1 protein-coding gene is annotated in these 13,079 nt (G+C 71.2%); it reads right to left on the reverse strand.

All coding sequences use genetic code 11. The annotated features are described in order from the left end of the window. Positions 1 to 217: 217 nt before the first annotated feature. A complete protein-coding gene (locus WS51_RS28930) occupies positions 218 to 12,934 on the reverse strand; it encodes an autotransporter-associated beta strand repeat-containing protein (RefSeq protein WP_069230251.1) in 12,717 nt (4,238 codons plus the stop codon). Positions 12,935 to 13,079 lie beyond the last annotated feature (145 nt).

The following is a 13,079-nucleotide window of genomic DNA, read 5'->3' on the forward strand; positions in this document are numbered from 1 at the left end:
TGCGGCGGCCGCAACGAACGAATCGATCGATATGAAAATTGCGCGGGAACGGTGGCAGAAACCTGCTCGCGCGTAATGCCCGGCATCAATTGAAACGCGCCGCCTCGATCGCTTCGGATCACGAAACGCGTGTGACGAACGGATCGATCGACTACCGTGCCATCGATCAACAAACCGGCCGCTCACGAAAACCGCATCGCAAGCGGCCGGCCCGCGCTCAGAACTTCCACAGCAGGTTGCCGTACAGCGCGTGGTCGCTGACGTTGCCGCCAACCTGGCCGCTATACGACAGCCCGACCGACAGGTTCTTCGTCACGGCCGCATCGACGCCGATCTCGAGCACCGCGGCATCCCGCGCGACCGGCACGCCGACGACGCTGAACGGCGAGCCGCCGCTCGCGAACGACAGCGTCGAACCCGGCTGCGTATTGCCGAACGCATGCCGCCAGCCGACCGTGCCATACGCGGTGACCTTGCCCTTCGTCGTGATCGCCACATCGGTCGAAGCCCGCACGCCGAGCGTCGAGAAGCCGAGCCCGCTCGTGTTCGATTCGCCCTGCAGCGCGGCCGCGCCACCGTTCTCCTTGAAGCCGCCGGTATGCACGCTCGCGTAGGCGAGGCCGACGAACGGCTCGAGCGCAACGTTGCGGATCGCGGTGGAATAGCCGATCTCGGTGAACACCTGCGTCGCGTTCGCGTCGTAGCTGGCGGTGTCGTGATCCGAGAAGCCGCCGAACGACGGATTGCGCTCGCTGTGCACGCGGTACCACGACTGCGCCAGGCCGCCGCGCACGTTCCACGCGTCGTATCGGCCGCTGGCATACAGCGCGATCGTCTCGCCGTTCACCTTCGCCGATTCGTTCTGGTCGGTATTGAGCTGGCTGCGCGACGCGCCGCCCGCGATACCGATGCGCCAGTGGCTGCTGACTTCCGCGTCCGTACCGACGACGAAGCCGTACAGGTTGCGATCGATCGACGCGACGTCGTCGCCGTCGAACCGGCTGTGCGCACCGTAGATGCGGCCCCACACCGCCGGCTTGAACGACTTCGCCGGCGTGCAGCCATTCTCCGACGCAAGCCGCCGGTCGAGCGACGCCGCATGATCGTCCGCCGACACGGGCGCCTCGCAGCCGCACAACGCACCGCCCGGTTGCGAGCCGAGGCGTGCGCGATCGAGCACTGCGTCACGCACGTAACGGCTGTCCGACAGCAGCACGCTGCGCGTGCTCGGATACAGATCGCCGGCCAACTGCGTGAACGCGCGATTCGCGGTCGGCGCATCGGCTGTCAGTACCGTGTCGAACAGCGGGTTGCCTGCGCCGAGCGTGCCGACCGCGCCTGCCACCGCCTGGCCGTCAGGCGTCGTCGCAACCGATGCGAACGGCGTGCCGTTCGGCGCGAGCGACAACAACACATGCGACGGGTCGTACTGGAGCGTTGGCGTGAGGAATGCATACGTCGAGTTCACCGCGCTGAATTGCCCTTGCACGCCCGCGCCTGCATTCACGATCGTGTAGAGCTTGCCCGGCTGGTATTGCCCGCTCGCCGCGACGACCTGCACCGTCCCGCCGTTGAGCGCGGCCGAGCCGCTGACGTCGAGGCCGCCGCTTTGTTGAGGCGTGGCGCCGACCTGCAGCGTCGAGCCCGGCTGGAACGTCGCATTGCCTGCCACCTTCAGCGGTTGGCCGGGCTGCAACACCGATGCGGTGCCGCCGCCCGCCACCGTGAGGCCGCCGATCGTGCCGGTTCCGGTGACGGTCGCGCCGTTGCCCACCGTCACCGGCGAGCTGGCCAGCGAACCCGTGACGGCGAGCGTGCCGCCGGTCACGTTCGTCGGCCCGGACAGCGTGTTCGTGCCGCTCAACAGTTGCGCGCCCGTACCGGCAAGCGTCAGCGGGCCGGTGCCCGACAACGTACCTGCGAACGTGCTCGTGCCCGCGGTGTTCACCGTCAGCGGCGTGCTGCCGAGGTTCACGTTCGAGCCCGTCGTGCCCGACAGCGAGCCGATCGACTGCGGCGCGGCGGAGCCCGCGAGGTTCAACGTCGCGCCGCTGCCCGCGAGGACCATCGGGCTCGTCGGCGCGAGACTGCCTGCGCCGGACAGCGCAAGCGTGCTGCCGCTGCCGATCGTCGTGCCGCCGGTGTACGTGTTGGCGCCGGTCAGCGTCTGCGTGCCGCCGCCCTGCACCGCGAAACCGCCGGTGCCGGCGATCGTGCCGCCGAACGTGCCACCCGCCGGGCCGGCCACGGTCAGCGTGCCGCCGCCCAGGTTCACGATGGAACCGGCCGCACCGGACAACGCGCTCGCCGTCTGCGGCGTCGTCGCACCGCTGACGTCGAGCGTGGCGCCATTGCCGGCCAGCGTCAGCGCACTGCCGGCCGACAGGCTGCCATTGCCGCCGACCGCCAGCGTGCTGCCGGTGCCGATCGTCGTGCCGCCGGTGTACGTGTTCGCACCGGTCAGTGTCGTCGTCGACGGGCCGTTCACCGCCAGATTGCCGCCACCCGAGATCGGGCCGCCCAGGCCAAGGTTGTTCGCGCCACCGACCGTCAGCGTCGAGCCCGTGCCGAGGTTCACCGCATTGCCGAGCGTCGTGCCGGCCACGCTCGTCCCGAGCGTGCCGCCGCTGCCGCCGACGCTCAGCGTGCCGCTGCCGAGTGCCGTCGGCGTGCCGGCGATCAGCGTGCCGCCGCCCGTGACGCTGGTCCCGCCGGTGTAGGTGTTGGCACCGGAAAGCGTCGTCGTCGCCGGGCCGCTGAACGCGAGCGTGCCGCTGCCGGAGATCGCACCGCCAAGGCCGAGGTCGTTCGTACCGCCAACCGTCAGCGTCGAGCCGCTGCCGAGATTCACCGCGTTGGTCAGCGTCGTGCCCGGCGTGCTTGCGGCCAGCGTGCCGCCTGCGCCGCTCGTGTTGAGCGCGCCCGTGCCCAGCGCCGTATTGCTCCCCGCGATCAGCGTGCCGCCGCCGCTCAGGCTCGTGCCACCCGTGTACGTGTTGTTGCCCGTCAGCGTTTCCGTACCCGTGCCCGACAGCGTCAGGCTGCCGCCCGCGCCGGCGATCGTGCCGCCGTACGTGCCGTTGCCCGTGCCGCCCAGCGTCAGGTTGTTGCCGCCGAGATTCACCGTCGCACCGGCGACACCCGACAGCGTGCCGGTCGTCTGCGGCGTGGTCGCGCCGCTCACGTCGAAGGTCGCCCCCGCACCGGCCAGATTCACCGGGCTGCTCGCCGACAGGCTGCCGCCTGCGCCGATTGCCAGCGTGCCGCTGTTGATCGTCGTCGCGCCGGTGTATGTATTGGCGCCCGTCAGCGTTTCCGTCCCCGTGCCCGACAGCGTCAGCCCGCCCGTGCCGCCGACGGTACCGCCGAACGTGCCGTTACCCGAACCGCCGAGCGTCAGCGTATTGCCGCCCAGGTTCACCGTCGAACCGGCTGTACCCGACAGCGTGCCGGTCGCCTGCGGCGTCGTGGCCGCGCTCACGTCCAGCGTCGCGCCCGCACCGGCCAGATCGATCGCGCTGCCCGACGACAGCGTGCCGCCCGCGCCGACCGCCAGCGTGCTGCCGCCGCCGATCGTCGTGTTGCCGGTGTAGGTGTTCGTGCCGGTGAGCGTCGTCGTCGACGGACCGTTCACCGCCACGTTGCCGCTGCCCGAAATCGTGCCGCCCAGGCCGAGATTGTTCGCGCCGCCGACCGTCAGCGTCGAACCCGCGCCGAGATCGATCGCGTTGGTCAGCGTCGTGCCTGCTACGCTGGTGCCGAGCGTGCCGCCCGCGCCGCTCGTGGTCAGCGCACCGGTGCCGAGTGCGGAGCCGCTTCCCGCGATCAGTGTGCCGCCGCCCGTCAGGCTCGTGCCGCCCGTGTATGTGTTGTTACCCGTCAGCGTTTCGGTGCCGGTACCCGACAGCGTCAGGCTGCCGCCCGTGCCGGCAATCGTGCCGCCGTATGTGCCGCTGCCCGTGCCGCCGAGCGTCAACGCATTGCCGCCGAGGTTCACGGTCGAACCGACGACGCCCGACAACGCACCCGTCGACTGCGGCGCCGTCGCGGCGCTCAGATCGAGCGTTGCACCGGCACCGGCCAGATCGACTGCGCTGCCCGCCGACAGGCTGCCACCCGCGCCGACCGCCAGCGTGCTGCCGTTGCCGATCGTCGTGTTCCCGGTGTACGTGTTCGTGCCGGAAAGCGTCGTCGTCGACGGGCCGTTCACCGCCAGGTTGCCGCTGCCGGTGATCGCGCCACCGAGGCCCAGATTGTTCGCACCACCCACTGTCAGCGTCGAACCCGCGCCGAGATCCACCGCGTTGTTCAGCGTCGTGCCGGCCACGCTGGTGCCGAGCGTGCCGCCCGCGCCGCTCGTGGTCAGCGCGCCCGTGCCAAGTGCCGATCCGTTGCCCGCGATCAGCGTGCCGCCGCCCGTCAGGCTCGTACCGCCCGTGTACGTGTTCGTCCCGGTCAACGTCTCGGTGCCCGTGCCGGACAACGTCAGGCTACCGCCCGTGCCTGCGATCGTGCCGTCATAGGTACCGCTGCCGGTGCCGCCCAGCGTCAGGTTGTTGCCGCCCAGGTTCACCGTCGAACCGGCGACGCCCGACAACGTGCCGGTCGTCTGCGGCGTGGTCGCGCCGCTCAGGTCGAAGGTTGCGCCCGCACCCGTCAGGCTGACCGGCGTCGTCGCGGACAGGCTGCCGCCCGCGCCGATCGCGAGCGTGCCGCTGTTGATCGTCGTCGCGCCGGTGTACGTGTTGGCGCCCGTGAGCGTTTCCGTCCCCGTGCCCGACATCGTCACGCCGCCGGTGCCGGCGATGTTGCCCGCATAGGTGCCGCTGCCCGAGCCGCCGAGCGTCAGGTTGTTGTTCCCGAGGTTCACGGTCGAGCCCGCCACGCCCGAGATTGCGCCCGTCGATTGCGGCGACGCCGCGCCGCTCAGGTCGAGTGTCGCGCCGGACGCCGTCAGGTTGACCGGGCTGCTCGCCGACAGGCTGCCGTTGCCGCTGATCGCCAGCGTGCCGCTGTTGATCGTCGTCGCGCCGGTGTATGTATTGGCGCCCGTCAGCGTCTCCGTGCCGGTGCCCGACAGCGTCAGCCCGCCCGTCCCGCCAATCACGCCTCCATACGTGCCGCTGGCCGCGCCACCGAGCGTCAGCGTATTGCCGCCGAGGTTCACGTTGGTGCCCGTGCCGCCCGACAATGCACCGGTCGTCTGCGGCGACGTGGCCGCGCTCAGGTCGAGCGTCGCGCCCGTGCCGGACAAGTCGATCGTGCTGCCCGACGACAGCGTGCCGCCCGCACCGACCGCCAGCGTGCTGCCGCCGCCGATCGTCGTGCTGCCCGTGTAGGTGTTCGTGCCGGTGAGCGTTGTCGTTGCCGGCCCGTTGACCGCCAGATTGCCGCTGCCGGAGATCGCACCGCCGAGGCCGAGATCGTTCGTACCGCCAACCGTCAGCGTCGAGCCGCTGCCGAGATTCACCGCATTGGTCAACGTCGTGCCCGGCGTGCTCGCGGCCAGCGTGCCGCCTGCGCCGCTCGTGTTGAGCGCGCCCGTGCCCAGCGCCGTATTGCTCCCCGCGATCAGCGTGCCGCCTCCGCTCAGGCTCGTGCCGCCCGTGTACGTGTTGTTGCCCGTCAGCGTTTCCGTACCCGTGCCCGACAGCGTCAGGCTGCCGCCCGTGCCGGCGATCGTGCCGCCGTACGTGCCGTTGCCCGTGCCGCCCAGCGTCAGATTGTTGCCGCCGAGGTTCACCGTCGAACCCGCGACACCCGACAGCGTGCCGGTCGTCTGCGGCGTGGTCGCGCCGCTCACGTCGAAGGTCGCGCCCGCACCCGCCAGATTCACCGGGCTGCTCGCCGACAGGCTGCCGCCTGCGCCGATTGCCAGCGTGCCGCTGTTGATCGTCGTCGCGCCGGTATACGTGTTCGCCCCCGTCAGCGTTTCCGTGCCGGTGCCCGACAGCGTCAGTCCGCCCGTGCCGCCGACGGTACCGCCGAACGTGCCGTTACCCGAACCGCCGAGCGTCAGCGTATTGCCGCCCAGGTTCACCGTCGAACCGGCTGTACCCGACAGCGTGCCGGTCGCCTGCGGCGTCGTGGCCGCGCTCACGTCCAGCGTCGCGCCCGCACCGGCCAGATCGATCGCGCTGCCCGACGACAGCGTGCCGCCCGCGCCGACCGCCAGCGTGCTGCCGCCGCCGATCGTCGTGTTGCCGGTGTAGGTGTTCGTGCCGGTGAGCGTCGTCGTCGACGGACCGTTCACCGCCACGTTGCCGCTGCCCGAAATCGTGCCGCCCAGGCCGAGATTGTTCGCGCCGCCGACCGTCAGCGTCGAACCCGCGCCGAGATCGATCGCGTTGGTCAGCGTCGTGCCTGCTACGCTGGTGCCGAGCGTGCCGCCCGCGCCGCTCGTGGTCAGCGCACCGGTGCCGAGTGCGGAGCCGCTTCCCGCGATCAGTGTGCCGCCGCCCGTCAGGCTCGTGCCGCCCGTGTATGTGTTGTTACCCGTCAGCGTTTCGGTGCCGGTACCCGACAGCGTCAGGCTGCCGCCCGTGCCGGCAATCGTGCCGCCGTATGTGCCGCTGCCCGACCCGCCCAGCGTCAGGTTGTTGCCCCCAAGGTTCACCGTCGAACCCGCGACACCCGACAGCGTGCCGGTCGTCTGCGGCGTGGTCGCGCCGCTCACGTCGAAGGTCGCCCCCGCACCCGCGAGATTCACCGGGCTGCTCGCCGACAGGCTGCCGCCTGCGCCGATCGCCAGCGTGCCGCTGTTGATCGTCGTCGCGCCGGTGTACGTGTTGGTTCCCGTCAGCGTTTCCGTCCCCGTGCCCGACATCGTCAGCCCGCCCGTGCCGCCGATCGTGCCGGCATAACTGCCGTTGCCGGAGCCGGCCAGCGTCAGCGTGTTGCCGCCGAGATTCACGTTCGTGCCCGATACGCCGGACAGCATGCCGCTCGTTTGCGGCGAAGTCGCTGCACTGATGTCGAGCGTTGCGCCGGTACCCGCGAGATCGAGCGCGCTGCCCGACGACAGGCTGCCGCCCGCGCCGACCGCCAGCGTACTGCCGCCGCCGATCGTCGTATTGCCGGTGTAGGTGTTCGTGCCCGTGAGCGTGGTCGTCGACGGGCCGCTGATCGACAGGCCGCCGCTGCCGGAGATCCCGCCGCCCAGGCCAATATCGTTCGCACCACCCACCGTCAGCGTCGATCCCGCGCCGAGATTCACGGCATTGCCGAGCGTCGTGCCCGCGACGTTCGTGCCGAGCGAGCCGCCGGTGCCGGTGACGTTCAGCGCGCCGGTGCCCAGTGCGCTGCCGTTGCCGGCGATGAGCCCGCCCCCGCTGAGCGTTGTGCCGCCGTCGTACGTGTTCGTGCCGGTGAGCGTCGTCGTGCCGGTGCCCGTCTGCGCGAGGCTGCCGCTGCCGGAAATCGTGCCGCTCAGGCCGAGATCGTTCGCGCCGTTCAACCCGAGCGTCGCGCCCCCGCCCAGCGTGACCGCGTTGCCGAGCGTCGTGCCGTTCACGCTGGCGCTCAGCGTGCCGTTGCCGGTCACGTTCAGCGCGCCGGTACCGAGGGCGCTGTTGCTGCCGACGCTCAGTCCGCCGCTGTTCAGCGTCGTTCCGCCGCCGTACGTGTTCGCGCCGCCGAGCGTGGTCGTGCCGGTGCCCGATTGCACGATGCCGCCTGCACCGGAAATGATGCCGTTCAGGCCGAAGTCGAACGCGCCGCCGAGATTCAGCGCCGAACCGGTGCCGAGGTCGACCGCATTCGCGAGCAGCAGGTTCGCCGTACTCGCGCTGAGCGTGCCACCCGCGCCGGTTACGCTGAGCGCGCCCGTGCCGAGCGCCGCGTTGTTGCCGACCGACAGCCCACCGGCATTCAGCGTCGTGCCGCCCGTGTACGTGTTCGCACCGGTCAGCGCCGTCGTACCGCTGCCGGTTTGCGCGAGACTGCCGCCGCCCGAGACGATTCCACTCAGGCCGAGGTCGTTCGTGCCGCCAAGCGTCAGCGTCGAGCCCGCGCCGAGATTCACTGCGTTGCCGAGCGTCGTGCCGGCGATGCTCGCGGCCAGCGAGCCGCCCGCGCCGCTCGTGGTCAGCGCGCCCGTGCCGAGCGCCGATCCATTGCCCGCGATCAGCGTGCCGCCCCCCGTCAGGCTCGTGCCGCCCGTGTACGTGTTCGCGCCGTTCAGCGTTTCGGTGCCCGTACCGGACAACGTCAGGCTGCCGCCCGCGCCGGCGATGGTGCCGTCGTACGTGCCGCTGCCCGTGCCGCCCAGTGTGAGGCTGTTGCCGCCGAGGTTCACCGTCGAACCGGCGACGCCCGACAGCGCGGCCGTCGTCTGCGGCAATGTCGCGCCGCTCAGGTCGAACGTCGCACCCGCACCGGCAAGGTTGACCGCACCGTTCGCCGACAGGCTGCCGCCGCCGCCGATCGCCAGCGTGCCGCTGTTGATCGTCGTGCCGCCGGTATACGTGTTCGCGCCGGTCAGCGTCTCCGTGCCGGTGCCCGACATCGTCAGGCCGCCCGCGCCGCCAATCGTGCCGCCGAACGTGCCGCTGACCGAGCCTCCAAGCGTCAGCGTGTTGCCGCCCAGGTTCACCGCCGAGCCGGCTGCGCCGACCAGGCCGCCGGTCGACTGCGGCGAAGTGGCCGCGCTCAGGTCGAGCGTCGCGCCCGCGCCGGCGAGATCGACGAGGCTGCCGCCCGACAGGCTGCCGCCCGCCCCGACCGCGAGCGTACTGCCATTGCCGATCGTCGTGGCGCCCGTGTACGAGCTCACGCCGGTCAGCGTCGTCGTCGACGGGCCGTTCACCGACAGATTGCCGCCGCCGGAAATCGCCCCGGCCAGACCCAGATCGTTCGCACCGCCAACCGTCAGCGTCGCGCCCGTGCCGAGATTCACCGCGTTGCCGAGCACCGTGCCGCCGACGCTCGTGCCGAGCGAGCCGCCCGCGCCCGCGACGTTCAGCACACCCGTGCCGAGCGCCGAACCGTTGCCGGCGATCAGCCCGCCGCCGCTCAGCGTCGTACCGCCCGTGTACGTGTTCGCGCCGAGCAGCGTCGTCGTGCCGGTGCCGGTCTGCGCAACGCCGCCGTCGCCGGAGATCACGCCGCCCAGGCTCAGGTCGGCTGCGCCGTTCAGGCCGAGCGTTGCGCCTGCGCCGAGGTTCACGGCATTGCCGACGAGCGTGCCGCCCACGTTCGTCGCGAACGTGCCGCCTGCCCCCGTCACGTTCAGCGCGCCCGTACCCAGCGCCGCGCCGCTGCCGACGATCAGGCCGCCGGCGCTCAGCGTCGTGCCGCCCGTGTACGTGTTCGCGCCGAGCAGCGTCGTCGTGCCGGTGCCCGTCTGCGCGAGGCCGCCGTCTCCGGCGATCGTGCCGCTCAGGCCGAGATCGGTCGCACCGTTCAATCCGAGCGTGACGCCGGTACCGAGGTTCACGGCATTGCCGAGTGTCACGCCGGGCACGCTCGCGCCGAGCGAGGCCGAACCGTTCACGTCGAGTGCGCCGGTGCCGAGCGCCGCGGCGCTGCCGACGAGCAGGCTGCCGCCCGTCAGCGCCGTGCCGCCGGCATACGTGTTGTTGCCGGTCAGCGCCTCCGTGCCGGTTCCGGCGAGCGTCAGCCCGCCCGCGCCGCCGATGTTGCCCGCGAAGACGCCGTTGCCGCTGCCGGCCAGCGTCAGGTTGTTCGCACCGAGATCGATCGTCGAACCCGCGACGCCCGACAGCGTGCCGATCGACTGCGGCGTGGTCGCGCCGGCGATATTGAACTGCGCGCCGGCGCCGGTCAGGTTCACCGGGCTCGACGCGGCAAGGCTGCCGCCCGCGCCGATCGCCAGCGTACCGCTACCGATCGTCGTGCCGCCGGTAAACGTCTCGGCCGCGGTGAGCGTCGTCGTGCCCGGGCCCGTCACCGACAGCCCGCCGGCACCCGAGATGATCCCGCCCAGCCCGATGTCGTTCGCATTCCCGACCGTCAGCGCCGCGCCTGCGTCGAGCTGGATCGCATTGCCGAGCACCGTGCCGCCGACGGTCGTGCCAAGCGAGCCGCCTGCGCCGGTCACGTTCAGCGCGCCCGTGCCGAGCGCGCTGCCGGTGCCGGCAAGGAGCCCGCCGCCGCTCAACGTCGTGCCGCCGGTGTACGTATTCGCACCGAGCAGCGTCGTGATGCCCGTCCCCGTCTGCGCGAGGCCGCCGTCGCCGCTGATCACGCCGCCCAGCCCGAGATCGTTCGCGCCGCTCAACGAGAGCGTCGCGCCCGCGCCCAGGTTCACCGCGTTGCTCAACGTCGTGCCGCTCACAGCCGCGCCGAGTGCGCCGCCTGCGCCCGCGACGTTCAGCGCACCGGTGCCGAGTGCCGTATTGCTGCCGGCCAGCAGCGTGCCGGCGCTCAGCGTCGTGCCGCCGCCGAAGGTGTTCGCGCCCGACAGCGTCGTCGTGCCCGTGCCGCTCAACACGAGGCCGCCGGTGCCGCCGATTGCGCCGCTCAGATCGAGAGCGTTCGCGCCGTTCAGCGTCAGCGACGCGCCGTTCAGGCCGATCGTGTTCGCCAGTGACGCGCCGGCGGCCAGATCCGTGCTCAGCGAACCGCCGAGGCCGCTCACGTTCAACGCGCCGCCGACACCGAGCGCGCTGCCGCCTTCGACGATCAGGCTGCCGCCGCCCGTCAGGCTCGCGCCGCCGGTAAACGTGTTCGCGCCGGACAGCGTCGTCGCGCCGGTGCCGCCAAGGGCGAGCGCGCCCGCGCCGGCAATCGTGCCGGACAGGCCGAGATCGGCCGCGCCGTTCAACCCGAGGGTCGCGCCGGCGCCAAGGTTCACCGCATTGCCGAGCACCGTGCCGCTCGCGTTCGTCGCGAGCGTGCCGCCCGTGCCGATCACGTTCAGCGCCCCCGTGCCCAATGCCGCGGCATTGCCGGCGACGAGCCCGCCGCTGCCGAGGGTCGTGCCGCCCGTAAACGTGTTCGCGCCGAGCAACGTGGTCGTGCCCGCGCCGATTTGCGCGAGACTGCCATTGCCGCCGATCGCGCCGCCGAGGCTCAGGTCGGCCGAGCCGTTCAGGCCCAGCGTTGCGCCCGCGCCAAGACTGACCGCATTGCCGAGCACCGTGCCGCTCGCGCTCGTCGCGAGCGTGCCGCCGGTACCGGATACGTTCAATGCCCCCGTGCCGAGCGCCGCGCCGTTGCCGGCGATCAGCCCGCCGCCGCTCAGCGCGGTGCCGCCCGAGAACGTGTTCGCGCCGAGCAGCGTCGTCGTGCCGGCACCGGATTGCGCGAGGCCGCCGCTCCCGCCGATCGCACCGCCCAGGCTCAGGGCGGCCGCGCCGTTCAGGCCGAGCGTGGCCCCTGCATCGAGATTCACCGCATTGCCGAGCAGCGTGCCGCCCACGTTCGTCGCCAGCGAGCCGCCCGCACCGGTCACATGCAGCGCGCCCGTGCCGAGCGCCGCGCCGCTCCCGGCGATCAGTCCGCCGCCGCTCAGCGTCGTGCCGCCCGAGAACGTGTTCGCGCCGAACAGCGTCGTCGTCCCCGTGCCGGTTTGCGCGAGGCCGCCATTGCCTGCGATCGCACCGCCCAGACCGAGGTTGGCCGAACCGTTCAGGCCGAGGGTGACGCCGGTGTCGATGTTCACCGCGTTGCCGAGCAGCGTGCCGCCGACGCTGGTGCCGAGCGTGCCGCCCGCGCCGCTCACGTTCAGCGCGCCCGTGCCGAGCGCCGTGGCGGTACCGGCGACGATTCCGCCGCCGCCCGTCAGATTCGTTCCGCCCGTGAACGAATTGGCGCCGTTCAGCGTCAGCGCGCCGGTGCCGCTCACGTTCAGCGGGCCGCTGCCGCCGATGGCACCCGACAATGCGAGCCCGTTGGCACCGTCCACCGTCAGGCCGCCGGTCAGCGTCACGTTGTTGAGCAGGTTCACGCCGGCCGTGCCGGCCTCGAGCGTGCCGCCACCGCCCACGATCGTGCCGATGCCCAGCGCACCGGCGCCATGGACGATCGCGGTGCCGCCGGTCAGCGACGCGTTCGTCGCGGTCGATGCGCCGGTGATGTCCCACGTGCCGCCCTGCACGGCGAGGTTGTTGAAATTGCCGTACGTATCGACCGCGATGGCGCCGTTCGTCGCACCGCCGGCGGCCGTGTTCAGCTGCAGGTTCAGCGTGTTGTTGCCGCCCAGCCCGGCGTCGACACCAAGCCCGACCGACGACCCGGTCAGCGCATTGAACGTGTTCGACGTGCCGAGGGCTGCGCCCAGCGACACGTTGCCCGTGACGGTGCCGGCGTTCGTGAACGTATTGCCTGCGCCCGGCGTGCCGCTGGGCGCGAGCACCACCGAACCGTTGATCGTGCCGCCGCTCGCGTTGGTGAAGTTGACCTGCGCGCCGCCCGACGTGGTGACCACCTGCGCGGTGGGGCCAGCGCCGAAGCCGAGAATGCCCGTCGTGCCGATGGTGCCGGCGTTCGTGACGTTCGTCGTCCCGCCGATGCCGTTGTATACGGTCAATGCGGGGCCGTTGAGCAGCGAACTCGTCGAGCCCATCATCACGCCGGTGCTCGCGTTCGTGACGTTGACGGTACTCGCGGATGCGACATTGCCGACCACCGTGCCGTTGGACACGACGCTCAGCCCGCCGAGCGACGGATCGATCGTGCCGTTGTTCGTCAACGTCACGCCGCTACCCGTCAGCGACATGGCGGTGCCGCCCACCAATGGGAACACGGAAACGGTCGCGCCCTGGGCAACCGTCACGTTCAGGCTGTTCGTGCCGTTCGCATAGTTCGTGGTCGCACCGGTACAGGTGACGGTGGAGGTACCGCTGCACGCCGCCAGCGCGTCGGCGGGAATGACGCCCGCGCCGACCAGCGCAACCAGCATGCCGGTCGGGACGAGGAATTTCGGACGTGCTTCCGCGCGTTTTTTGTTCGAACCGATGCGCATACGCATAATCACACCTTCCCATAAAGAGAATCGACGACACCGAGCCATTCCTTTTGCACACTCGAATGCAAAGGAAAATACCTGAATGCGTTATTCGATTTTTTTGAAAAATACCCCGCCGCCAATCCCGAACGAATTGCTGGATTAAAAA

It is taken from the genome of Burkholderia territorii (assembly GCF_001718335.1).
Taxonomy (GTDB): Bacteria; Pseudomonadota; Gammaproteobacteria; order Burkholderiales; family Burkholderiaceae; genus Burkholderia; species Burkholderia territorii.